The 24,593-nt window shown below is 44.0% G+C and carries 24 protein-coding genes and 2 pseudogenes; 5 read left to right on the forward strand and 21 right to left on the reverse strand.

Translation table 11 applies throughout. The features are described 5' to 3' along the window. Window positions 1-567: 567 nt before the first annotated feature. Window positions 568-1,374, reverse strand: a complete 807-nt coding sequence (locus tag AC6F33_RS14275) for a DUF3800 domain-containing protein (protein WP_093674433.1) — start codon at window positions 1,372-1,374, stop codon at window positions 568-570. 238 nt (window positions 1,375-1,612) lie between these two features. Next, window positions 1,613-2,110, reverse strand: coding sequence for a helix-turn-helix domain-containing protein (locus AC6F33_RS14280; protein ID WP_500777328.1), 498 nt, complete (start codon window positions 2,108-2,110; stop codon window positions 1,613-1,615). A gap of 133 nt (window positions 2,111-2,243) precedes the next feature. Between AC6F33_RS14280 and AC6F33_RS14285 the strand changes: the two genes are divergently transcribed. Next, the gene (locus AC6F33_RS14285; protein ID WP_500777329.1) at window positions 2,244-2,405 is read left to right on the forward strand and encodes a hypothetical protein; all 162 of its coding nucleotides are present in this window, start codon (window positions 2,244-2,246) and stop codon (window positions 2,403-2,405) included. Then, window positions 2,402-3,166 (forward strand): annotated as a pseudogene (locus AC6F33_RS14290) (recombinase family protein); the annotation flags it as partial. The gene AC6F33_RS14285 and the pseudogene AC6F33_RS14290, both read left to right, overlap by 4 nt. 21 nt (window positions 3,167-3,187) lie before the next feature. Here the strand turns inward: AC6F33_RS14290 and AC6F33_RS14295 are convergent. From AC6F33_RS14295 to AC6F33_RS14365, 15 genes and pseudogenes are all read right to left on the reverse strand, one after another. Further along, window positions 3,188-3,481 (reverse strand): annotated as a pseudogene (locus AC6F33_RS14295) (methyltransferase domain-containing protein); the annotation flags it as partial. A 172-nt stretch (window positions 3,482-3,653) separates the two neighbouring features. Next, window positions 3,654-4,031, reverse strand: coding sequence for a retropepsin-like aspartic protease (locus AC6F33_RS14300; protein ID WP_010023866.1), 378 nt, complete (start codon window positions 4,029-4,031; stop codon window positions 3,654-3,656). Continuing rightward, window positions 4,031-4,276 carry a hypothetical protein gene (locus AC6F33_RS14305; RefSeq protein WP_010023864.1) on the reverse strand — a complete coding sequence of 82 codons (246 nt, stop codon included), beginning with the start codon at window positions 4,274-4,276 and terminating at the stop codon, window positions 4,031-4,033. The genes AC6F33_RS14300 and AC6F33_RS14305 overlap by 1 nt, the downstream gene beginning before the upstream one ends. A 218-nt stretch (window positions 4,277-4,494) precedes the next feature. Next, a complete protein-coding gene (gene rlmD / locus AC6F33_RS14310; RefSeq protein WP_500777330.1) occupies window positions 4,495-5,868 on the reverse strand; it encodes a 23S rRNA (uracil(1939)-C(5))-methyltransferase RlmD in 1,374 nt (457 codons plus the stop codon). A gap of 151 nt (window positions 5,869-6,019) precedes the next feature. Beyond that, window positions 6,020-6,958, reverse strand: a complete 939-nt coding sequence (locus AC6F33_RS14315) for a diacylglycerol kinase (RefSeq protein ID WP_500777331.1) — start codon at window positions 6,956-6,958, stop codon at window positions 6,020-6,022. A 589-nt stretch (window positions 6,959-7,547) separates the two neighbouring features. Then, window positions 7,548-8,984 (reverse strand): Asp-tRNA(Asn)/Glu-tRNA(Gln) amidotransferase subunit GatB, encoded by a 1,437-nt coding sequence (gene gatB, locus AC6F33_RS14320; RefSeq protein ID WP_500777332.1) that lies wholly within the window; start codon window positions 8,982-8,984, stop codon window positions 7,548-7,550. Next, window positions 8,981-10,441: an Asp-tRNA(Asn)/Glu-tRNA(Gln) amidotransferase subunit GatA gene (gatA, locus tag AC6F33_RS14325; RefSeq protein WP_500777333.1), complete on the reverse strand. Its 1,461-nt coding sequence runs from the start codon at window positions 10,439-10,441 to the stop codon at window positions 8,981-8,983. The genes gatB and gatA overlap by 4 nt, the downstream gene beginning before the upstream one ends. Before the next feature lie 25 nt (window positions 10,442-10,466). After that, window positions 10,467-10,763: an Asp-tRNA(Asn)/Glu-tRNA(Gln) amidotransferase subunit GatC gene (gatC, locus tag AC6F33_RS14330; RefSeq protein ID WP_500777334.1), complete on the reverse strand. Its 297-nt coding sequence runs from the start codon at window positions 10,761-10,763 to the stop codon at window positions 10,467-10,469. 133 nt (window positions 10,764-10,896) lie between these two features. Further along, on the reverse strand, window positions 10,897-11,487 hold the full coding sequence (locus AC6F33_RS14335) for a LysE family translocator (protein ID WP_500777335.1): 591 nt from the start codon (window positions 11,485-11,487) through the stop codon (window positions 10,897-10,899). Between the two features lie 40 nt (window positions 11,488-11,527). Continuing rightward, on the reverse strand, window positions 11,528-11,989 hold the full coding sequence (locus AC6F33_RS14340) for an Lrp/AsnC family transcriptional regulator (RefSeq protein ID WP_255749469.1): 462 nt from the start codon (window positions 11,987-11,989) through the stop codon (window positions 11,528-11,530). Between the two features lie 159 nt (window positions 11,990-12,148). Further along, on the reverse strand, window positions 12,149-13,396 hold the full coding sequence (locus AC6F33_RS14345) for a CamS family sex pheromone protein (protein WP_255749471.1): 1,248 nt from the start codon (window positions 13,394-13,396) through the stop codon (window positions 12,149-12,151). A gap of 12 nt (window positions 13,397-13,408) precedes the next feature. Further along, on the reverse strand, window positions 13,409-15,412 hold the full coding sequence (gene ligA / locus AC6F33_RS14350) for an NAD-dependent DNA ligase LigA (RefSeq protein WP_480948702.1): 2,004 nt from the start codon (window positions 15,410-15,412) through the stop codon (window positions 13,409-13,411). Window positions 15,413-15,768: 356 nt separating this feature from the next. After that, entirely contained in the window at window positions 15,769-17,994 is a 2,226-nt protein-coding gene (gene pcrA / locus AC6F33_RS14355) for a DNA helicase PcrA (RefSeq protein WP_255749473.1), read from the reverse strand. 146 nt (window positions 17,995-18,140) lie between these two features. Further along, on the reverse strand, window positions 18,141-18,428 hold the full coding sequence (locus tag AC6F33_RS14360) for a YerC/YecD family TrpR-related protein (protein ID WP_255749474.1): 288 nt from the start codon (window positions 18,426-18,428) through the stop codon (window positions 18,141-18,143). 182 nt (window positions 18,429-18,610) lie between these two features. Continuing rightward, window positions 18,611-18,898 carry a UPF0236 family transposase-like protein gene (locus AC6F33_RS14365; protein WP_500777336.1) on the reverse strand — a complete coding sequence of 96 codons (288 nt, stop codon included), beginning with the start codon at window positions 18,896-18,898 and terminating at the stop codon, window positions 18,611-18,613. A gap of 338 nt (window positions 18,899-19,236) precedes the next feature. Between AC6F33_RS14365 and AC6F33_RS14370 the strand changes: the two genes are divergently transcribed. Next, a complete protein-coding gene (locus tag AC6F33_RS14370) occupies window positions 19,237-19,800 on the forward strand; it encodes an HAD-IA family hydrolase (RefSeq protein ID WP_255749476.1) in 564 nt (187 codons plus the stop codon). Between the two features lie 104 nt (window positions 19,801-19,904). Here AC6F33_RS14370 and AC6F33_RS14375 read toward each other — a convergent pair whose 3' ends face one another. Then, complete coding sequence (locus tag AC6F33_RS14375) at window positions 19,905-20,885, reverse strand: L-lactate dehydrogenase (RefSeq protein WP_255749478.1); 981 nt, start codon at window positions 20,883-20,885, stop codon at window positions 19,905-19,907. Between the two features lie 202 nt (window positions 20,886-21,087). Between AC6F33_RS14375 and AC6F33_RS14380 the strand changes: the two genes are divergently transcribed. After that, on the forward strand, window positions 21,088-21,552 hold the full coding sequence (locus tag AC6F33_RS14380) for a GNAT family N-acetyltransferase (RefSeq protein WP_255749480.1): 465 nt from the start codon (window positions 21,088-21,090) through the stop codon (window positions 21,550-21,552). A gap of 12 nt (window positions 21,553-21,564) precedes the next feature. Beyond that, window positions 21,565-21,996 carry a GNAT family N-acetyltransferase gene (locus tag AC6F33_RS14385; RefSeq protein ID WP_255749482.1) on the forward strand — a complete coding sequence of 144 codons (432 nt, stop codon included), beginning with the start codon at window positions 21,565-21,567 and terminating at the stop codon, window positions 21,994-21,996. Between the two features lie 609 nt (window positions 21,997-22,605). Here AC6F33_RS14385 and AC6F33_RS14390 read toward each other — a convergent pair. The 3 genes from AC6F33_RS14390 to AC6F33_RS14400 all read right to left on the reverse strand — a co-directional run bounded on the left by AC6F33_RS14390 (window position 22,606) and on the right by AC6F33_RS14400 (window position 24,242). Next, on the reverse strand, window positions 22,606-22,866 hold the full coding sequence (locus tag AC6F33_RS14390; RefSeq protein WP_370646169.1) for a type II toxin-antitoxin system death-on-curing family toxin: 261 nt from the start codon (window positions 22,864-22,866) through the stop codon (window positions 22,606-22,608). A 229-nt stretch (window positions 22,867-23,095) separates the two neighbouring features. Continuing rightward, complete coding sequence (locus AC6F33_RS14395; RefSeq protein WP_500777337.1) at window positions 23,096-23,599, reverse strand: PIN domain-containing protein; 504 nt, start codon at window positions 23,597-23,599, stop codon at window positions 23,096-23,098. Then, on the reverse strand, window positions 23,583-24,242 hold the full coding sequence (locus AC6F33_RS14400) for a helix-turn-helix domain-containing protein (protein WP_255749782.1): 660 nt from the start codon (window positions 24,240-24,242) through the stop codon (window positions 23,583-23,585). Before AC6F33_RS14400 ends, AC6F33_RS14395 begins: the two co-directional genes overlap by 17 nt. Window positions 24,243-24,593: the final 351 nt, after the last annotated feature.

A 24,593-nucleotide genomic window follows, 5' to 3' on the forward strand; every position in this document is an offset into this window, starting at 1 on the left:
TCCTCATTTCCTGTTGTTTAATTACAAATTCCTTTGTAGCAGTGCGACTATCTCAACATGGCTCGAGGGGACAGAATGATATTTCACTATTGCTTTTAGTGGTTAAATGATCAAAGAAAATTGTAAGATTTGATCATTTCATTCCTTGTCCATATTTCTTCGGTACGTTAATTTTATAGAGTTCCGCCCAACAGAAGAAGTTCTCCATTCCATCTTTTGTTGATCTTTAATTGTTGGTAATTCAATAGGCTATGTTACTGATTTTTAATCCTGATAGCCTATTATTACAAATAAATTATTCACTGGAGAAGCTTCTGTAATCCTCAATAGTGGCATGAACTACCTGGATTGATTTTCTCTTAGGATTGAACTGGTGAATCATCTTATTATCCTGACTTTCCCGGAATTTTATAACAATTTGTCCGAAAGTCCACATTAAGTATAGTTTCTTTGCTTAATGTCCCATTCTTTATAGTTGGTCTGTTCTGGCCAGTCTCTGAACTAAACCTGAAAACTTCAATGGTTCGGACCGATCCGTATGGTCGTCCCCCCTGCAGTTGATTCATATCAGTAGGTTTGTCGAATTAAAAACGCGTGAATATAATCCAGAAAATCTATCTGTGTCAATCTGGGATTGCCTCGCCATTCAAAATATTTTAATCCACTTAGTGTTTGAATTAATTTAGTATTTTTGAGTAATTCGGTGGTCAGAGATACTTTAGCCTGCTTAATCTTACTGCTCATTTCGGTAATTTGAGGATTTATAATTATGGTTCTGATTATCCCTAATAGCACATCAATCAGTTCCAAACCAATTTCACTATTTTTGGGCAACATTTCACAATCCTGTGCGTAAAATTTTTCTCCTCTGTACAACGATTGACTGTTAAGAGTTGAGATTAATGTCTCATCCAATTTTAATTTTTCATATTCCGTTGATTTATCGATAAAAATGTTAGCAACAATATGAGTCTCACTGCCGTAACCTCTAATTAGACCATAAATTAATCGTTCGGGAAATTTTGAATAAATTGCTATGTCCCTGTCTTGTTTTGTAAAGGATTGCTGGTCCTTTAGGAATCCATAATGATAATTAATGACATTAAACTTTATGTACTCTTCATATTGAATAAAAAGGTCAATTAACTCAACAATCTTTTCCTTAACGAATGAATTGCCATTGTAATTCTTCCAATGTATTTTAAACTGGTTAGCTCTCAAGGACTCGTTCATGCATTGTATTTCTTTTTGCTCATAGATTTTTTTAGGAATTGAAAGTGACCCTAAGAGATTAGGACGATCACTTTCCTTGCCGGATTCATCAAAAAACACATGTATTTCTTGAGTATGAAACGTATTGAACAAGTGACTCATACCTAAGCACCAATCCTTTCCCCTTGAAATTTAACACGAAACATGTTAAATTAATAATAACATATGGATAGTTAGAATCGTTCTTGCGTATAATATGAATTGCTCTCATTCAATTTGAGTGCGAGCGTTTTTGAAAAAGCAACTCATTCAACATGAATGCGTTGCTTTTTTGTTTTTATTTTAAGCCACTATTTACCTACTTCAAAAATATTTGCGTATTTATTCGACAAATGACTGGCTATAGGAATTCAATGTGAGCGTACTCCTCCATCAGATCATGAACATTATCAAGGTCATACTCCTGATTTTCAATACAAGCGATAATAACTTTATCCCCATCATCAGAGTCATTCAGCAAAAAACCCCTTGTTTTTAACAACCTTGCTGTTTCTTCCAGAGATAGTTCAAGTGCCAAAGCTATTTGAAACAACTTAGATTTTGAGGGATTAATACGTCGATTGAAAATATTACTTATGTATCCCTTCGTTAAATACGACCTCATTGCAAGTTGCTGCTGGGTCATTTCCTTAGCAGCTAAATGTTCGTTTAACATTTCAATCAACGTTTTTTGTTTTTTATTTTGTTTTCTTAGTGCCATTTCAAAGTTACTTAATCTTTTTGTACTTAGCGTATGACCAAGAAATGGAAGTGGTTCCACTTCCTCCAGTCGGTCATAAACATTTTGCAGTTTTTCTTTAAAATCTACTGTTTCCAAATAGTTTAAAACCTTATCCATAAAGCTCTCCTCACAAAAGTATAGATATTATATACCACTTCTGGTACAAAATGTTATTGACTATAGTCAATGGATATCATTTGATGCATCAAATGTCAACATAAAAATTTGACAATCAGGAGGGTTACTCTCTATGACTATAGAAAGGATCTTCAACGATAGGGCAGGGATTACTGCTGAAGATCTATTGATTGATATTGTTGAGGATAAAATTGACACAATTGTTGGAGCGGCCTACTCTAAATGTACGGTGAATTCCACTGACTCTTCCAAATCAGGAGGAGAAGTGGCATGACAAAACGATGTGCTGTTTATGTTCGTGTATCAACAGATAAGGAGGAACAAAAAAAATCATTAGTTAACCAAAGAGAAATTTTTGAACACTACATTGTGGAGCGTGGATGGGATCTTTACAAGATTTATTCAGACGTGCAAAGTGGCACGAAGGCTATAAAGAGACCGGGCTTTCAACAAATGCTTCAGGATGCAAAAGGACACAAGTTCGATGTTATCCTTGCAAAGGAGCTATCTCGTCTCGCTCGGAATGGGGAATTGTCCTACAAAGTATTAAATAGTCTTTTGGTAAATAGTGGAATCGACATAATCACACTGGATGGGGCAATCAACTCAGTTGAACAGCAGACAAATATGTATGGTCTCTATGCATGGGTCTATGAGAATGAGTCGCAAACCATGAGCAGACGGATAAAATACTCATTTGAAATAAAAGCAAAGAACGGCGAGTTTAACGGATCAATCCCACCGTACGGCTATACCATTGTGGATAAACAATTAATTTCACGAAACGATTCTACTGTTGACGTTGTACAGCGGATCTTTAAATGTTATATTGCTGGCCAAGGAATTGACCATATAGCGAGGCAATTGCTGAAAGAGAAGATTCCCACCCCATCACAGGTAGCTCATAAAAAAAATGCGAGCTCCATTTGGCACGGGTCAACCGTTAAAGGGATTCTTTCCAATGAGCATTACATTGGAAACCTTGTGCAGCAGCGTGAAACAAGCATTAGCGTAACCTCTACAAAACGGAAAAAAAATGACCCTGATAACGTGATTTGCCAATGTCGCTGGATTACAAGACACATACACAATTCGTTTCGGTTTCATGTCGATCATGGTTTGAAGAAGGGCTTCATCGCAGCCTTTTCGCGGAGGATCTACGACAATGACATCAGCTTTTATCCCTTGATCATACCATTCTGGGATGACTTTTTCTGCTTGTCCTGCTTTAAAAGTGGCATTTGTTATTTGATTTAATTCGGCATTCTTCTTTGCATCTTCTATCGCTTCAGGAACAATTTCAATCCCATAAACATGTCCTGCTTTTTGAGCGAGGCATAATGAAATAGTCATTTCGGTGCCTGTCACTTGTCGAATCATCTAACTGTTTACGCTTAAGGATAGGAGTTACCTCCTATCCTCCAAAACTCGCTACGAGTGGGTGGCTAACCCTTACTCGACGGGAATCCCCACCCGCTAAATGTTACGACCTAAGCTCGGTCGCTCTGACAGGCACCAAACTTTAATTCGAAGGATTTAACTCCAAGTTTTCTAGGTCAATTGTAAAGTTATATGATTTTAAAATATCTAACCCTAGTAATCCATTGTGATTATTAGGCAACATTCCTATATCTATTTCAAAATTCTTAATAGAAAATGTATCAATTTTAATATTGTCCATAACTTTTGTATAAAACGGAACAGTTCCACCTATCCCATAAGCTTCATAAATCACGTCCCCATTTTCATATCTAACTCCAATTTTCTCCAAAATATCCGGGTTAATTACTGTATGAGAAGATCCTGTATCGACAATTACATCATTAATTTCTACTGCCATTCCACGAAATTCCACATAAAGAGTTGTTGTAATAAGTTGCCCATCATATGAAAGCTTCATTAGATTCTTCTCACTTTCATTAAAGGATCTCTGCGAATGTAAATTACAAATTCTTCATTAGATGTGTGATAAACAATAGTTCCTTCTTTAGCACGGAAGAATTCTTTGTTTGCATCCTTTTCGGAAATGGTTCTTATTGGGGCTACTTCATCAACAATTTTCTTGTCACCTTCTTCATGATAATCAAGAATTGAAACCAAAAGAAACTGATTTGGAAATAGCTCCCTCGCTTCTTGCCATTTCATTTTATCCAGCCCTCCTCCTACCAATACCTTTACTTTTATTATAATTCATTCAAAAAGAATTATCATACAATAGAGTAGATGTTCAGGTGCTTATAACACTTAAGAAGAAAACAGGCTCCGAAATAATTGTGCCGTTACAATCACAAATTTCCAACCCCTATTAAATTAAGTGCCACTTAAAGACTTTAGCCCAGTCTCAAGACTGGGCAAGTTTTCTACTATTTTAAAATGAGTTGCACCACCAACTCCACATGCATTGTCTGCGGGAACATGTCAACCGGCTGTACCTTTTTGATCTCGAATCCACCTGCTGTCAGCAGTTTCAGATCGCGTGCGAGCGTTGCCGGGTTGCAGGAGACGTAGACGATCCGCTGCGGCTGCATGGCGATCATCGTATCGATCAGTGAGGCGTCGCAACCTTTGCGCGGTGGATCGACAACAATGACGTCAGGATCGATCCCTTGATCACGCCATGTTGGAATCACATCTTCCGACTTGCCGACCTCGAACGTGGCATTTGTGATTTTGTTGAGTTCGGCATTTTTCCGTGCATCCTCGATCGCTTCGGGTACGATCTCGACGCCATAGACATGTTTTGCTTCCTTGGCAAGAAACAGGGAAATCGTACCGATGCCGCAGTAGGCGTCAATCACGGTTTCTTTTCCGGTCAATCCGGCGTATTCCAAGGCTTTCCCGTAAAGGACTTCGGTCTGAGTAGGGTTAACCTGGAAAAATGATCGCGCCGAAATGGCAAAGGTGACGTCGCCAATTTGGTCGTAAATCACGTCACGGCCCCAGAGGGTTTTCGTTTCGTTGCCGAAAATCGCGTTGGTGTGCTTTGTATTAATATTTTGGGCAATCGACTTGATCTGCGGATAGCGCTCGGTGAGTCCCTGAATCAGCGTTTTGCGGTGCGGGAGTTCTTCGCTGCGCGTGACAAAGACGACCATCACTTCGCCGGTTTTCTTGCCAACGCGTGCCATGACATGGCGCAGCACACCGCGATGCTTCGTTTCGTCATAGGGCATGATGTGATGTTCTTCGGCAATTTGGCGTGCAGATTGTACAATTTCATCGATCAGTGGATCAGTGATCATGCAGTGATCCATGGTGACGATTTCGTGGCTGCGCGGTTTGTAAAAACCGAAGGCAAACTTGCCATTTTGTATGGCGACCGGTACTTGAATTTTATTGCGGTAATTCCATGGTTCGTCCATGCCAAGCGTTGGTTCAACTGGGATAGCGGATAGTCCGCCTATCCGTTCCAAAGCGCTCTGAACGATTTCCCGTTTGTAGGCAAGCTGACCCTCTACGCTGATATGTTGAATGGAGCAGCCGCCGCATTGCGGATAGTATGGGCATGGTGCTTCTGCGCGGCGATCACTTGTCTTAGTCCGCTCGATCAAGCGACCGTAGCCGTAGTCTTTTTTCGTTTTGATCACTTGGATGATTGCTTTTTCGCCGGGCAGTCCGCCGGGGATGAATAGTGTATAACCGTCGACCTTAGCCACAGCGGACCCGTCTTGAGTCAGATCGTTGAAGGTGACTTCCAGCTGTTGATTTTTCGCTACTGGTACATTGGATTCAGACATTTTTAGAACTCCTACTTGTTAGTGTCTACGGCTTATCAGTCGCTTTTGCGGTTTTATCGACCGGTTTGCCTATTTTCTTATGAGAAAACACACGTACATCGCATTAAAATTAAAAAATGCCATGAACCTTGAACAGTTCATGGCTCCTGTTTTATTGAAGCTGCTTGACATCCTGCTCGGACGCAAGGAGGTGCGCATCCTCGGTTTCTTTCGGCACCATAAGATGAAGATGGTGATAGAGATTGACGATCTCGCCAGGCAGATCGCCACCGTATTCGCCGTCAATATTGAGCTGCATTTTTTCTTCAGCTTCGATTTTGATCCGGCTCGCCTGTGCGTAGATGACTTTCGGATCTTTCATATGCTCACCGCGTGTCGCCATGGTTGCAAGGCGAATAAATTCGGCAAGATTTGCCGCCTTCAGAATAATTAGATCAAACAGGCCGTCATTCATCTTGGCATCCGGCGCTAATTTTTCAAATCCGCCGACCGAATTGCTGTTGGAGACGAGGAAAAGCATGATGTCGCCCTCAAAGGTGCGGTCGTCATAATCAATTTTGACTTTGATCGGCCGTATTGATGGGAGCATTTCGATGCCCTTAATAAAATAGGCTAATTGACCGATCATCGTTTTCAGTTTGCTTGGTACGTCGTAGGTCAGCTCCGTCAGCTTACCGCCGCCGGCAATGTTCACGAAATAACGGTCGTTGACTTTTCCAATATCAATGGGCATCTCATGACCGTCGCACAGCACATTGCAGGCTTTGACGATGTCACGCGGTATACCGATAGCCCGGGCAAAATCGTTGGTTGTACCTAAAGGCAAGATTCCGAGCTTCGGGCGGTAGTCCATCTCAGCAAGTCCGCTAATTACTTCATTAATGGTGCCGTCGCCGCCTGCCGCAACAACGAGATCGAATTTCCGTTTGACCGCTTTGCGTGCAGCCTTGGTTGCGTCCCCTTCCCTTTTGGTCGCATAGGCGGACGCTTCGTATCCCGCATCTTCAAGCCGGTCAAGGATATAGGCTATATTTTTTTTCGCAAGCTCCCGTCCTGACGTAGGATTATAAATGATTCTAGCCTTCTTCATGATTATCACCCAATCAATCTCTAGATAAAGATATTCGTGCGCAGAAACATTAGAAAACTTGGCTTCGCCAAGCCTCTGACGAAGGCGAAGTCTTAGTTGCACTTATACTATTTTCCTTAAATTTTATATATTTTCTTATAGTACAAAAGGAGCCTACTCATGTCGGCTCAGTTCTTATGCCGTATGAATTATTTCACTAGACTTATCTACGATCATTCTCAATTCATTGTGTCCGATTCAGATGATCACTAATCATTATTTATTTGATCCAATGTATTTGGATGCGTTTACGTAAATGGAGTGAGCAGGTGCTCTGGGATGCTCAACTTCCTTATATTATTATATTGTAAACGATTTTTAAAATCAAAATTGATCCTGTGAAAAAATTCATGCACAACTAGCCGCATGTATTAAATTGGAGGGATTTGCGCCGACAAATGACCATTTTTATGGGCACACTGATTTAATCGAGCGTTTTGAAAAGTTTATCGAGCACTTTCGCTGATTTATCGAGCACTTTGCCTTTCGCCATAAAAAAAGCGAGACTCCTGATCAACAGGGGTCTCGCTCGCTTCCGATACTACATTTTTTACAGCTTATTCACTTCATCAAGAATGATCTTGTTGACCATTTTCGGGTTGGCTTTGCCGTGTGTTTGTTTCATGACTTGGCCGACAAGGAAGCCGAGGGCGCGATCTTTACCGTTCTTGTAGTCAATCATGGATTGCTTGTTGGCTTCAAGAATTGGCGCCAGCATGTCGCGCAGCGCGCCTTCATCAGAGATCTGAATGAGTCCTTTTGCTTTAACAATTTCTTCCGGATCGCCGCCTTTTTCGATCAGATCTTTGAAGACTTTCTTGGCGATCTTGCTGGAAATTGTGCCTTTTTCGATCAACTGAACTAGCTTGGCCAAGCCTTGCGCCGTCATTGGCACTTGGTCGATGGTCTTGTAATTGCTGTTCAGGTATGCGGATACTTCGCCCATCAGCCAGTTGGAGACAAGCTTAGCATCAGCGCCTTCAGCAACTGCAGCCTGGAAGAAGTCGGACATCGTCTTCGTCTGAGTGAGCACCATTGCGTCGTATTCCGGAAGACCGAGTTCTTCGACGTAGCGCTTCTGGCGCGCATCCGGAAGTTCCGGAATCTCCGCTTGAATATTATCAATCCACTCTTGGTCGATTTTCAACTTAATAATATCCGGTTCCGGGAAGTAACGGTAGTCGTCGGAGCCTTCTTTTCCGCGCATGACGGTCGTTGTCTTCGTCGCGTCATTATAACGGCGTGTTTCCTGAACGACTTCGCCGCCGGAAAGCAGCACGCGTTCCTGGCGCATTTCTTCGTAGGCAAGACCTTTTTCAACAAAAGTAAACGAGTTGAGGTTCTTGAGCTCGGTCTTTGTCCCGAATGTTGTCTGACCGTACGGGCGGAGGGAGATGTTGGCGTCACAGCGGAGTGAGCCTTCCTCCATCTTAACGTCGGAAACATCAATGTACTGCATGATTGCTTTCAGTTTTTCCAAATAGGCATACGCTTCTTTAGGATCGCGCATGTCTGCTTCAGATACGATTTCGATCAGCGGTGTACCGACACGGTTGAAGTCGACGAGAGAGCCTGATCCGTCTTCCAAGTGACTCAGCTTTCCAGCGTCTTCTTCAAGATGCAGACGGTGTACACCAATCCGTTTCTTTTTGCCTTCGACTTCAATCTCGATGTACCCGTTGCGTCCGATCGGCTGATCGAATTGAGAAATCTGGTACGCTTTCGGATTATCGGGGTAGAAATAGTTTTTCCGATCGAATTTCGTCTCTCGGGCAACTTCACAATTCAGTGCCAGTGCGGCCTTAATTGCATAATCAACCGCTTCATGGTTCAGAATTGGCAGCACGCCCGGATGTCCAAGGCAGATCGGGCATGTATTCGTATTCGGTTCAGCGCCGAACTGGTTCGCGCAACCGCAGAATGCTTTTGTTTTCGTTTTCAATTCGACATGGACTTCAAGTCCGATGACTGTCTCAAAATTACTCATTTATTCATCGCCCCTTTGGCAGGCGTTAATGTGAATCCGGCTGTTTGCTCATAAGCATGTGCGGCGCGATACAGCGTCTCTTCGCCGAATGGACGGCCGATCATCTGCAGACCGACCGGAAGTCCATCTGCAAGTCCGCATGGCAAACTGATTGCCGGAATGCCGGCAAGGTTAACTGGAATTGTCAGAAGGTCGTTTGCGTACATCGTTAATGGATCATCGATGTTTTCGCCGACCTTAAACGCTGGTGTCGGCGTTGTCGGTCCTACAATGATGTCATGATTCTGGAACACTTTTTCAAAATCCTGTTTGATCAGCGTACGGACCTGCTGTGCTTTTTTATAGTAAGCATCATAGTAGCCCGAGCTGAGCGCAAAGGTTCCAAGCATGATCCGACGTTTGACTTCTTCACCAAAGCCCTCGCTTCTCGACTTCTTGTACATGTCGATCAAATCATTTGTTTCCGCACGCACGCCATAGCGCACGCCGTCGAAACGAGCGAGGTTCGCCGATGCTTCAGATGAAGCAATAATATAGTAAGCAGGAACAGCATATTTAGAATGAGGGAGTGAAACTTCATCAATCACCGCTCCGAGCGATTCAAGCTGTTTAATTGCCGCGCGAATCTTCTCTTTAACGGATTCATCAATACCGGCACCCAAGTATTCCTTTGGTACTGCCACGCGGAGACCCTTGATGTCGCCGGTCAGTGCCGCAGCATAGTGCGGAACCGGTACATCAGCACTCGTCGAATCATGGCGGTCAAGTCCAGCAATGGTTTCAAGCAGATAGGCGTTGTCTTCGACGGTACGCGTGATCGGTCCGGCCTGATCCAGTGACGAAGCAAATGCCACTAAACCGTAACGCGACACGCGGCCATAGGTCGGTTTCATGCCGACCACGCCGCAGAATGCGGATGGCTGACGGATCGAACCGCCGGTGTCTGTTCCTAGTGCAAACAGGACTTCGCCCGCAGCAACTGCTGCAGCAGAACCACCGCTGGAACCGCCAGGAACGCGTTCCAAATCCCATGGATTTTTCGTAATGGCAAAGGACGATGTTTCGGTCGATGAACCCATCGCAAACTCGTCCATGTTTAATTTTCCAATCGTAATTGCCTTTTGCGCCTTAACCTTGTCAACTACGGTAGCATCATAGAGCGGATCGTAGTTTTCAAGAATATGGCTGGCGCAGGTTGTTTTCAAACCTTTTGTGACCATGTTGTCTTTAATTCCGATCGGCATTCCTGAAAGAATCGCTTCTTCCGCTGTGCCGTTCTCGTCAAGCGCCTTCGCTTCGCTGCGGGCAGCCTCTTCATTCAAGGTCAGAAACGCCTTCACGTCTCCATCGACTTCATGAATACGTGCGAACGCTTCGTCGACAAGATCGGATGCCTTAATTTCCTTGCTATGTAACTTTTGAGACAAAGACACAAGGCCTTCTTCAAAAAGTGGCATCTCTGTTATCCTCCTTCTGCTTCCATCAATCCGCTTCCATAATCAGCGGCACTTTAACTTGTCCGTCTTCCTGAACCGGTGCGTTCTTGAGTGCTTCCTCACGCGGCAGTGACGCTTCAACAACATCCTCGCGCATCACGTTGTACATATCCAGCACATGGGTCGTCGGCTCGACGCCTTGCGTATCCAGCTCATTCAGCTGTTCGGCGAAACCAATGATATCATCCAACTGCGTTGTGAATGTCTTAATTTCCTGATCAGTAAAAGACAGACGCGCCAAATTGGCCACGTATTTTACCTGTTCTTCGTTGATCCTGCTCATCTTTTTCACCTCCGCCAATCGGCTTTATTTGCCACCTCTTGGCAAATTCCAACAATGCCTTAATCATATCAAATACCATTGACACTATGCAATAACCGCAGCGCTGAAACGATGCGATTTGGCAAAAGTTTACCTAAGGCAAATCACCTATGGCCTGCCATAATGAAATGATTCCAAAACCAAGAGTGATGCCGGCAGAGAAACGATTCACCCAGATCAGCATCTTTCTGTCCATCTTTTCCCGAAAATGACCGACACATACGCAGAGGAGCAGCCACCAGGCAGCAGAACCGCTAAAAACACCAATAACCAGAAAAAGTGATGATTGTACCTCGCCGGAAGCAAGTCCAATACCCGCAAAAATGCTGACAAACGAGAGAATGGTCATCGGATTGGTCAGTGTCAGAGCAAATGTGGTTGTGTAGGCACTGAAGAGCTGCCTGCTGCCTGCAGGGCTCGCCGATTTGTCGGATACCTTTGACCGCCACGTCTTCGCGCCGAGAAAGCAGAGAAAAACACCTCCGATCACATGCAGCCAAATCTGCTGATCAAGCAAAAAGTGAGCTGCAATCGTCAGTCCAAAGGCGGCGATGGCACCATAAATGGCATCTGCACTCGCTGCGCCAATGCCGGACAATAGACCATGAAGCCGGCCAAAAACAAGGGTTCTGCGGATGCAGAGTATCCCGATCGGACCGACCGGAGCCGCGATTGCGAGGCCCAAAAGGAATCCTTTCAACAAAAAGAAGAAATCCATAATTAACTTACGAAAAGCGGTCAGCATGAATCGGGAGCTGTGCCGTTTCTTTTAGCGAATTCATGACAATCGTGGTTCGTGTTTTTACGCCCGGAAGCTTTTTCAATTCACTGCTGATGACGCGATCCAAATCCTTAGTATCCTTGGCACGCACCTTGAGCAAATAATCGTAATCCCCCGCAATATGATGGCATTCTTGCACTTCAACGAGCTCATGGATCAACTCGAGAAATGCTGCGCGCTGCTCAGTCTTTTCAAGCGTGACTGCGACAAAAGCTGTGCATGTATTGCCTACAAGCTCCGGATCAATCATCGCCCCATACGCCTTGATAACCCCTTTTTCCTCCAATCGGCGAACACGTTCCGCTACTGCCGGAGACGACATATCAATTTCACCGGCCAGATCAGACCATGTCGCACGCCCCTGCGTCATCAATATGCGCAGCATCTTTAAATCAAGCTTGTCCAACGGCTCATCTCCTTTATTATTTTAATTTTTATCTTTATATTAATTAATATACATTGTATTTATGATATTTTCCATATTATTTTAAATTTATTAAAGGAGCAAATTTCCTGAAAACAAAAAAATGAAACCGCCGCTAAGCAGTTTCACTTCATGACTGATTTAATGCTGAAAAATATGAACATAGGGTTGATCCATAGATTCCGTTCGCTCAATGAGTGCCTCAGGTATATCGCCTGTTGTAATATAAATGTGAATCGGAATACTTCGCTCAAACGGAAAGCGTTTATCCACAAGCGATGTCACGTAGTTCGTAAAGCCGATCATTTCCGACTCATCGACGAATTTATTAAAGTTAATCGTTAAAGTCAAATCACTTAGGTCCTTATTCCGATAGAATGCTTTGCCGATGACTCCCACATAGTTCGGATAGTATTTCTGCACATCGTTCTTGATTTGATTAAATTTATCCAGATCACCTTTATAGCTGTTCGTAGCGTTGTCGGAAGGAAACAGAACATGATGCTCGTCAATACTCGTCCATTTGCCAATGGAACTGGATCCGGCGGAAATTTCCGTCTTTGCAACAAAATCGCCCGGAACATAGGACTGCGGCTCCGCAGTAGTGTATAAGGTTAAGAAGATCGGAATATTCTGCAGATCTTCATAGGTATTATCATTTGAATCCTTATTGTCCTTTCCAATGTTTCGTATCCGCTGAACGATTTGCTGGGCATGCGCCTTGGCCCATGCTACGACTTTCGCACGATTCAATTTTTCAGAGATCGGATAGATCTTGCCATTATAATTGATATTATCCGCATAAACCGAATTCAGTGAGACAGCAACGGACATGCCGGCAATCTTGTATTGTCCCTTGCTGTTTTTCTTCATATAGTCCTGTTCAAGAACGTAATTGATATACTTCGGACTGTTTTTCGACTGTTCAACAATATTTTTTCCTTTTCCAAGTGCTGGATTAATGCCGGGAACAACCGTCTTCTGCTGATCTTTTGAAAGACTTTTATTCGCAGCACGCTGCGGTTCCGATCCGTTTCTGTAAAGTATGCTGTTAATATCCGTATTTTTCATATACTGTCCCATTTGGAATACATAATCATTGGGACTGAATACATCTTTGGACAAATCCATCAAACCGGTTTCCAATTGATCCATATCCACTCGGTTTTTCGGTCCGTATTGAATATAGCCGCGCGTTGTGCTGCCGGATTTCGGGCGCAGCATTTGATAATCCGAATCATTCGTACTCGGAATCAAGCTCGCATTCTCTGTCTTGCCGCTGCTGTTCTTAACCGTACTGTTGTCCGAATTGTTAAACCAGCATCCGGAAAGCACTAGTTGCAAGGCGAGCATGACGGAACAAACCGCCGCCGTTTTTTTCCATTTCATTTGGAGCATCCCCTATTCCTTGAGCGTTTCCGCAAAGCGCGCTTCATCCCAGACTTCGATCTGCAGCTCCTGCGCTTTTTTAAGTTTTGATCCTGCTGCCTCTCCGGCAACGACGAGATCGGTGCTGGCACTGACACTGCCGGTTACTTTACCGCCGCGCCGCTCGATCTCTTCTTTCGCTTCATTTCGTGTCATCAACGTCAATTTACCGGTCAGTACCACTGTTTTCCCGTTAAACGGCGAATCCGATTGAGCGGCAACCTCCGGATCCGGTCCGAGATAGGCCATGTTCACACCGGCACTTTTCAATTCATTAATCAGCGCACTTACCTCAGGTTTTGAAAAATAGGTGATCAATGAGTCTGCCATTTTCTCACCGATTTCATCGACGGCCACCAACGCATCCATATCTGCGGATGCCAAGTGATCCATGTCCTTAAATGCTTGAGCCAAAAGCTTCGCTGCCTTGGATCCGATATAGCGGATACCGAGCCCGAAGAGCAGATGTTCAAGCGAATTTTCTTTTGACCGTTCAATGGCGTTCAACAGATTGTCGGTTGATTTCTCGCCCATGCGTTCCATGGAAATCAAGTCGTCGCGATTCAATTTATAAAGATCGGCAACATCAGCAATCAGCTTCTTTTCAAAAAGCTGGGTAATCACCTTTTCGCCTAAACCGTCAATGTTCATGGCGCCTCGGGAGACAAAATGAATCAATCCTTCTCGAATCAGCGCCGGGCATTTTGGATTGATGCAGCGCAGTGCAACCTCTTCTTCAAGCCGCACGAGCTCGCTGCCGCATTCCGGGCAGTGCGTCGGCATCGCATAAGGCAATTCTTTGCCTGTCCTTTGTTCTGTGAGTACGTTCACGACTTCAGGAATAATGTCGCCTGCTTTTCGGATGACGACACGATCACCGATCCGCAAATCCTTCTCTCGAATTAAGTCTTCGTTATGAAGGGAGGCTCTTTTGACCGTTGTTCCGGCAACAGATACCGGGGTAAGCACGGCTGTCGGTGTGACGGCTCCGGTACGGCCGACACTCACCTCGATCGCTTCCAGTGTGGATACGACTTCTTCCGCGGGAAATTTATAGGCTATCATCCAACGCGGCGACTTGACTGTGTTGCCCAGCTGCTGCTGCTGTGCCATATCGTCAACCTTGACGACAATGCCGTCAATGCCATAAGGCAGCGAGTCTCTTTTTTCGGTATATTCTTTTATATAATCAAAAACCTCTTGCATCGTCCGGCAGCGTCGCGATTCCGGATTGACGGGGAGACCAAGCGCTTTGATGGCTTCAAGCAGACCATAGTGTGTTTTGATCTTATCGCGATCAAACCGGCCGGCACTATATAGAAAAACCGAGAGCCTTCGCTTCGCCGATATTTTCGGATCGAGCTGTCTGAGTGATCCCGCCGCAGCGTTACGCGGATTGGCAAAAAGCGGTTCTTCATTTCTTTTGCGTTCCTCATTAAGCTTTTCAAAGGATTTCTTCGGCATGTAAGCCTCGCCACGCACTTCGATATCAATGGGTTCCGGGAGAACGAGCGGTAAGGAACGGACGGTCTTCAAGTTGTGGGTAATGTCCTCTCCGATCGTTCCATTTCCGCGTGTCGCGCCCAGCACGAATTTTCCTTTTTCATACGTGAGCGAGATTGCCAATCCATCGATTTTCAATTCACAGACATAGGTCACGTCATCGCCGACTGCCTGCCTGACGCGGCGGTCAAAATCCAGCAGTTCCTCTTCGCTGAACACATCGCCGAGACTAAGCATAGGAAGATCATGCGTCACCTTGGTGAACGCTTTGAGCGGTTCGCCGCCAACACGCTGTGTCGGCGAATCCGACGTGATCCACTCAGGATGCTGCTGCTCCAATGCAAGTAGCTCGTTCATCAGCCGATCGTATTCGCTGTCCGGCACACTTGGTTTGTCTTCCACATAATATTCATAGCTGTATTGATTCAGTTGTCGGTGCAAATCAATAATATGTTGCGGCAGTCGCTCTTCCATGATTCGTTACTCCTTTAAGCCGTTAGTAAATCATTGTTCCATTTAATGAATGCACAGTCTCTTTCTACTCTAGTCAGTTCAAAAAGGAGGACAAAAAGGGCCGAGGCCAGGCAGAATGCCTCGTCCTGTGGCATGCCTGACACTAGCTCATCCTGAGCGTCGAAGATCAAGAAAGCGCAGTTTCGAGCACCGGAACGTACTTCTACAGGATGTAGTGACTTCGACGTTACTCACAGGACGTGAGTGTAATTAGTCGAAGATCACCTGTAATACGTGAGGAGCGTAGAAACAAGCTGACACAGAGATTCGACAGCAATTTTTCCCGGACTTTTTGAACATCCTCTATTATGACCCGGTCACACTTTCTCAATCGGAGCAAATGCTCCAAGAAGCCGTTTCAAGCCGACTGGGCTTGGGAATACAATATCCAGTTCGACGCTGTCACCCGTTCCTCGAGTGGCAACAATCGTACCTTGACCCCATTTTTTATGCGTCACTTTATCGCCTGAGCGCCATTCTTCATTATTATGATTCTTCTGCAGAACAGGCTTAGGCTTCGTGTATGTCGAAGCAACTCGTTTTTCAAAAGGCGATCCTGAGCCGGATTTCGTTGAGAATCGGCCGGAGATTTGTTCCTCTTCCGAATCTTCCCTTGTGATTAATTCTTGCGGAATTTCTTTAATAAAACGCGATGCGGGATTGGCAATCGTTTTGCCGAACAACATGCGCACCTGTGCACTGGTCAGAAAAAGCTGCTGTTTGGCGCGGGTGATGCCGACATAGGCAAGCCGGCGTTCCTCTTCCATTTCGTCGCCATCATCCAAAGCGCGCAGATGCGGAAAAATCCCCTCTTCCATGCCGACGAGGAAAACAACAGGAAATTCCAGACCCTTGGCGGAGTGGAGCGTCATCAGCGTCACCGCGTCTTGAGGTGCCTGGTCGTCCTGGTCGTCAATATCAGCGTCAAGCGCAAGTTCGGTCAGAAAATTGATCAGTGATTTATCATCATTCCCGCTTTCAAATTCTTTCGTCACAGACAGAAATTCTTCCAAGTTTTCAAGGCGGCTCTGCGCTTCAATCGTTCGCTCAGCCTTGAGTGCGTCGCGGTAACCGGATTTATCCAGTACCTCTTCGACAAGCTCGGTCACAGACAGAAATTCCTGCATTTTGGACCAATTAAGAATCATCTCAGCGAAGGCCTTCATCTTGCCTGCCGTACGTGCGGCAATCCCTGTTTGCTCGACATCACCAATCGCCTGCATGAGTGAGAGATCCGCCGCAATCGCGTAATCGGCCAGTTTATCCATAGAGGATGCACCGATGCCCCGTTTTGGTTCATTGATCACGCGTGCCAGGCTGATCTCATCTTCTGGATTAGCGATCAGACGCAGATAAGCGAGCACATCCTTGATTTCCTTACGATCGTAGAATTTGATACTGCCGACCATTCGGTACGGGATATTCGATTTGACAAGCGTTTCTTCAATGACACGGGACTGAGCGTTCGTTCGGTACAGTACGGCAAAATCCGAATACTTGAAGCCGTCCTTGAACAGTTCGCGCATCTTCCCCGCGACATAATAGCCTTCCTCGCGTTCGGTTGGTGCTCGGTAATAGGCAATTTCCTTACCGTCCGCATTTTCCGTCCACAGATTCTTCGGCTTGCGATCGTGGTTGTTCTGAATGACATGGTTTGCCGCATCGAGAATCTTCTTCGTTGATCGATAGTTCTGCTCCAGCTTGATCACTTGTGCGTTCGGATAGTCTTCCTCGAAGGAGAGGATGTTGTGAATGTCTGCGCCGCGCCATCCGTAGATCGATTGATCGGAGTCGCCGACGACACATAAATTTTTAAATCGGTCGGCAAGCATGTGAACAAGCAAGTACTGCGACCTGTTCGTATCCTGATATTCATCGACATGAATATATTGGAATTTCTTTTGGTAAAATTCCAACACTTCAGGGACGCGCTGGAACAGATGCACCGTTGTCATAATCAAGTCGTCAAAGTCGAGCGACTGATTCTGCAGCAGTTTTTTCTCATAATCTTTATAGACATCGCGCGCAACCTCTTCAAAGGGGCCCTGCGCTGTTTTCGCAAAATCAGCGGCTGTTTTTAATTCATTTTTAGCGGAGCTGATTGCACCTAATACACTGCGCGGTGTGAATTTCTTCGGATCCAGATTCTTTTCTTTGAGAATCTGCTTCACGACCGACAGCTGATCGGTGCTGTCCAGAATGGTAAAGTTGCGACTGAGACCCATGCGGTCGATGTCTCGGCGCAGAATCCGCACGCACATCGAATGAAAGGTTGACACCCAAGTGTCCTCAACAAGCGGTCCTGCCAATTTTGCCAGCCGCTCCTTCATTTCCTTGGCAGCTTTATTGGTAAACGTGATCGCCAAAATATTCCATGGCGCGATATCTCGTTCGATCATCAAATAGGCCATACGATGCGTCAGTACACGCGTCTTTCCGCTTCCCGCTCCCGCCATGATCAACAGCGGTCCCTCATGGTGCTTCACTGCTTTTAATTGTTCCGGATTAAGTCCTTCCAATAATTCCTGTGAAAGTCGTTCCATTATGATCACTTCCTAAAAAATAGAATCCATATCTGCTCTATAAAAAGACGCACAAAATGCAAAGTCGGCGTATTCTGAATAGATCATCTTCCCAGAACATCGCCGCCTCAATGCATCGTTTCTTCACATTAGAAAACTTGGATTTCTTATCCAAGTCGATCAAGCGTCATCTTATAACCATCTGTACCAAAATTGATGCATCGTTTCACACGGGAAATAGTCGCCGTGCTGGCACCGGTCTCTTCTTCAATCTGATGATAGGTCTGCCCCTCCATCAGCATTCTCGCCACTTGAAGCCGCTGCGATAATGATTGAATTTCGCCCATGGTGCACAGATCGTCAAAAAAACGATAGCATTCCTCGCGATCTTTTAATGTCAAGATGGCGTCAAACAGCTGGTCAAGAGCTTTGCCTCTTAATTTATCAATTTGCAACCTTGTCCATTCCTTTCTCGTCGGTTAAATCCGTAACTTCATCACGTTTTCTGTATGCACAATCACCCTATCGTGCTGATTAAACGACACGGATACAGGTACCTTTTCTTTTTTTAATAAACACAGTACGTTCCTTTCAAACTCGCAAAACCATTACTTATAACATCTTACCTCAAATACGGTCAGTGATAAAGTCGAAGCAAATATCGATCCAAGAGATAGACATATTCATTCTTGGTTCGGTCGCGATAGTACGCGCGTTCGACCGTGAGTTCACCGAAAAGGCTGGTGATTTGAAGCCGACGTCTACTCACAAACCGGTACTGTTTTTTATCCCGTTCGTCGGCAATCTGTTGATCCATTTCCTCCAAGAGTTTTTTCATCACTTGAGCAAAGGTTTCCTGTACCTGTCGCCAGATAAGTTGTTCCAGTTGTTTTAAATTCATGTACGCTGTGGTATTCTGTTTCATGAGGGTGCTCCTTCCGAATCGTTGTTGTCAACTTTGATTCTACCAAGGAGTCACCCTCTTTTCCATAGAAATCGCTTCTACTCCCTACCGCGCTACCGCTTGGTGTCCTTGATTTCCAGTTAACGGCGATTGCCATAAACTGGAAATCAAGGCTATTTTTCTGCCTACAAATATTTTACTCCTACCAGCAAATGTTTTCATCCTTCACCGTATGAAATTCAAATATAATCCAATAAAAAACGTTTTTTATAAATAGTGTTATTTATGTTTACGTTTTCATTGCTATTATGTTAGCCTAGAGATGTTTGTTGATTATACTTAGCGAGGACGTGGGCATTGTGAACATTCTGTGGGATTTCGATGGGACGATCTGTGATACGTACCCGGTATACACGAAGCTTTTTAAACAAGTACTGAATTCAGATCGTGACGAAAAAGATATTTTCGCTCAAATAAAAATCTCATTTTCAACGGCATATGCATATTTCCGCATGACACCTGAGCAGATCAGCACTTTTCATCAGCTCATCCGCCGCTATCCGTCAGACGGTTTCAAGCCGTTCCCTTCTGTGGAAAAGGTGCTTGCCGCAGCGGACAAAAATGTAATTATGACGCATAATAATCGTGAGGATCTTGTCCGCGTACTGCGTCAATTCGGTCTGGAAGGCTACTTTACAGATATGGTAACCAGCGATAACGGCTTTCCTAAAAAGCCGGATCCGGCATCTTATATTTATCTGGATGAACGCCATGGTTTTGATCTTGCCATCGGCGATCGCACGCTCGACATCATCCCGGCAAAAAAATTGGGCAAGAAAACCTGCTTGTTTCAAAATCATGTCAGCGGTGCCGATTTTTATATCGACAGCTATGATGAATTCTTTGATCGCGTGCACCTGTGAAGTGGCTGCCTTGCGTTTATCGAGCACTTCGCTGATTTCAAACCAAAAAAGCCTCCCGCGGAGACACTGATGACTCCGAGCGGAAGGCTTTTCTCTATCTATGTTTAGTTTGCAGCCGGTTCTTCATGTTCTTCAAGAGTCTGCTTGATATAACTCTTGATCAGTTCAGCCGATGCATTGAAGCCTTCTTGTTCTTTTTTGTTCAAGCGGTATTTAATGATCTTTTCAACACCGTTTTTTCCTAGAATGATTGGAACACCAATCGCAAGGTCATGCTGACCATATTCATCGTTCTGAATGACGGATGCAGCCGTGACACAACGTGCGTTGTTGAGGATTGATTTCGCAAAGAATGCCAGCTCGTTGCCGATTCCAAATTGCGTATTGCCCTTGCGTTTATGAATTTCCCAGCCAAAATGTCTGGCTGTATCTTCCACTTGATCGCGGTCGATTTTGCCGAATTCATCAAAATTATCTTCTTCGTATTGATCAAGCGGCTGGCCGCCGACTGTAACCTGCGACCATGCGGCAATTTGAGAGTCTCCATGTTCGCCGACCATAAAAGCACTGATACTGCGCGGATCGACATCACCGATCACACGAGATAATTGACGGCGCAGACGCATGCTGTCCAGTGCGGTACCCGTACCGATCACATGGTTTTTCGGAAGTCCTGACAGCTTGTAGAACAGATACGTGATAATGTCGCAAGGATTGGTTGCAATCACATATTTTCCTTTAAATCCTGCTTCGCGCAGCTTCGGCACGATATCATAGGTGATCGCTGCCGTGCCTTTGAGCAGTTCCAAGCGTGAGCCTTGAGGAATTTGAGACCTCTCCGTTACGGCGACAAGAATTACATCGCACACGGCCAACCCTTCAAGCGGGACCTCAATAACGCGCGTGCGTGACGGTGTCAGCTCAATGCTGTCCTCAAAATCCCATGCTTCACCCTTCGCACGTTCGGAATCAATGTCGGAAATATACAGTTCATCCGCCACATTTTCATGAACAATGGCTGAAGCCGCCGCTTTTCCGACATTGCCGATCCCGACAATACCTACTTTTCTAACTGTTTCATTCACTTCAATCCTCTCCTTTTGCCTTCTGATATATCCTTTTTTTCTGTATGGGTGACGTATATTTTACACCTTGCAAATAGGTGAATCAATATTTTTTCGACTATTTGAACTAAATCAAATTAAATAATATCATGATTGAACATTTAACTTATACGACTTAAACTAGGATTACTTTATAATCTGAACTCCAATTGAGGAGACATTAATGACCATTGCGTTTCGAGAACTAACCAAAGAAGACATTCCGGAATTCGTTGACATGAGAAAACTGCAACTGCTTGAGGAAGGCGCAATACCGACAACCGATCTGACGAAATCGTTAACCAATTATTTTGAGACCAGTCTTGAGGACGGAAGTTTCGTCTCTTGGATCGCTCTTGTTGACGATAAGATCATCGCAACCAGCGGTATGTCCTTCAGCCGAAGGCCGCCCTACTATGAAAATCCATCCGGCTATGTCGGTACACTGTCTTGCATGCACACCTTAAGCGCCTATCGAAGAAAAGGAATCGCGACAAAACTACTGAATCATGTGATTGACGAAGCACGACAGAGACACTGCGGAAAAGTGACAATTACTGCGTCAGCGATGGGGAAACTGCTTTATAAAAGTTACGGATTCAAGCAGAAAGATAATTATTTAGATTATGATTTAAGGAGAACTAGTTGAGGAGCATGTGAAATGAAAATACGCTTAATGGAAATAGAGGATTATGCAGAAGTACACCGACTCTGGACGAATACCAATGGAATGGGCATGCGCAGCCTCGATGATTCCGTTAAAGGCATCGAAAAGTTTTTGAAAAGGAATCCTACTACAAATTTTATCGCTGAAGAAAATCATAAGATTATCGGTGTCATTCTGTGTGGAAACGATGGCCGCAGAGGCTACATCTATCATACAGCAGTAGACAGCAACTACCGTCGTCGCGGGGTTGGCAAACAATTGGTTGATGCCATCATTAATGCCTTGCGCGAAGAAGATATTAATAAAGTCGCCCTTGTTGTTTTCGCAACAAACGAAACAGGGAATAACTTTTGGCAAAAGATCGGCTTTAATAAACGTGAGGACATCATTTACAGGAACCTAAGCATCAATGAAAAGAACATTTGAAACAGTACGTTTGTGAATCTGAGTAACTTTCACTTAATGTAGCAATCATGATGCTTCGCGGTTGACGGAAGATGTGCAGCAAGGGCTGATTTAAATCAGCTAAAGTTCAACCTAACGAACGAAAAGATGAACCGAATTTCTGGAAATTTCAACCGAAGAGAAGGAGTTAGACCGAACGCCCAAAAAGTTAGGCCGAATCCGATAAAAATTAGACCAAACCCGTGAAAGGTTAGTCCGAACCCGATAAAAGTTAGACCGAACCTGGTGAAAGTTAGACCGAATGAAGCAGAGTAACGCGATTGTCTCATACATTTTGTGAATTTCATAATTTCGCTTTAACTTTTGGAGGATTGGCTTTAAGTTTTCCATCATTAGCTTTCACTTTTCACGGATTAGCTTTAACTTTTGTATTTCACCACTTTTCTCATTAACTTCACTGCATACTGCGCAGTGCGTAATTACTACGTAATAGACGAATACTGCGAAATAATCCGTAAGGTTTGCGGAAGTCCGGACTTGTAACGAAAGAATCAAAAATCATAACGAATCCACCAAAAGTAAATAAACGTTACTACGCACCTTTATCTTGATTTTTTTCTTGTCATGGTTTTAATACTTCGTTGATCGTCTAGAGTGGTTCTCGATCCATTTACTGATTTCATCAATGCTCATTTTGTTCTGTTGATCTGAGATTTTAACCATGAAGAAGCCAATATCATCTTTTTCCGCATAGAAGTCAATTGCGTTTTTTCTGAGCAAAGTTACTAAGCCTACAAAGTCTGTCCGCTTATTTGTATTATAGAACGCATAGTTTTGAACGATACTTTGAAAGAGTCCCGCAACTTTCTCATAAATTTTTGTACAAGCAATCTTGTCCTAAGACTGATTTTGGGCCGATTTACTGCACTGTTTAATAAAGTTCCATCACACCAAGTTGTTCCAATGGGTTATACCGCTTAATCAACGATATGTTAATCTGAATCAGATAGGGGATGATTCTTTTTAAAGCATTAGGGATTACTTAGTTGTTCGTAGAAGTCACTAGGATGAATCCGTTTGATCGTGCCGATTTGTTCGGGAAAGCGTTGGTGATTGGTTGTTACTCTATGTATTGGCAATTTTCACAAATGGCTGTGACCCAAACATGAAAATCATTTTGGTCAAATGCTGATAGCGGTTTGCTCATCTCTTGGGATTCAGCAATTTTTCTTGCCTCTACTTCGGAACATCGGCTTAATTCCACGAGGACTTGTCCAATCGGTCTATTCTCTCTCATTATTGTTTCAGCACTATAACGACCGACTACACTATTGACAGGCAGCTTGGTATAGTACTCAAAAATTGGATTTAAAAAAATCTGCAGGAATTCGTTAATTTCTGCAGGTGTATAGGTAACTCTGTTTATTCCTTTTCCTAATCCTTCTAAAGCATGCTTCATGAATTCAAAGAGACAGACCCTTGAAAAAACTGGAATAAAAAAATTTGGATAACGTGCAGCCTTAAGAATTCTACGGTTAATTCCATCGACTCGAATTGCGCCACACAGTACTGTCGTGTCTATAAAAACTTTTGGAGGAACTTTTGCATCATAAATTAAATTCATCTATATCTCCACCTCGGCGATTTTTTTCGTCGATCTCATGCAGAACTGTCTCTGCCTGCTCATCCTGTTTGCTTGTCGTAATAAACGCATCGCGAGGAATTCGCCAATGTCCACCTTCCGTTTGATATGCCGCTGAAAATTTTCCCTTTTCACAGAGTCGGCGAATCGTTTGATCGCTCAATCCCAGTTTTTTTCCGACCTCTTTAGGCGTATAAAATGGTTTTGTTTCTCCTTTTAATGACGAGATCATAATTGCTTGCATAGGTGCTGTTCGATTGATTCTGCGTTTTATTCTTCTTTGTTTCAATAATGAAACAGTGACTGCTTTTCTGAACTGTGGCTGGTTATTCGCTGTCAATTGGATCAATCCGTCTATATATTCAGCTAATAAATCATCGTTAATTTTCTGTTGCTCAGCAGCATTGTTTAACTTTTTTTCAAGCTGTTTCAACTGGTTTAATTCATTTTGTTCTGGTAATCTCAGTGATCGGCCGGATAATTTAGGAAGAACAATACCAACTTGACGAAAAGATCGTTCAATAGTGGCTTTGAGCACAACTTTTGCCTGTTCTCGATTAATTTTTGACAACGTCTGAACGCTGTCCCACATTTCAATTTGTTCGTAGTCTATTGTTCTCATCATCTCTTCAGCCTCCTTGACTTAATTATAACCAATTGACATTCGAAAAATCAACAATCTCAACATTTTCAACATGAGTATATAAGAAAAACCGGGCAAAAAGCGCCCGGTCTTTAATCTCCAGCCATGTGTGATTGGTTTGTGTCTTTACAGTGTTGAATCCTCGCTTCGGTTGCTCGCATCAACAGAGCACGACCGCAGGCGTCTCGCACCTCCGCTTTGATTCTCGGTCAAGACACTGGTTTATTCGTTTAAATATGGGGTAAAATCTTATACTTTCTTTACTTGTTAGAAAACTTGGCTTCGCCAAGCCTCTGACGAAGGCGAAGACTTAGTTGCACTTACACTAAATTC

The organism is Sporolactobacillus sp. BBK16-2 (assembly GCF_059878335.1).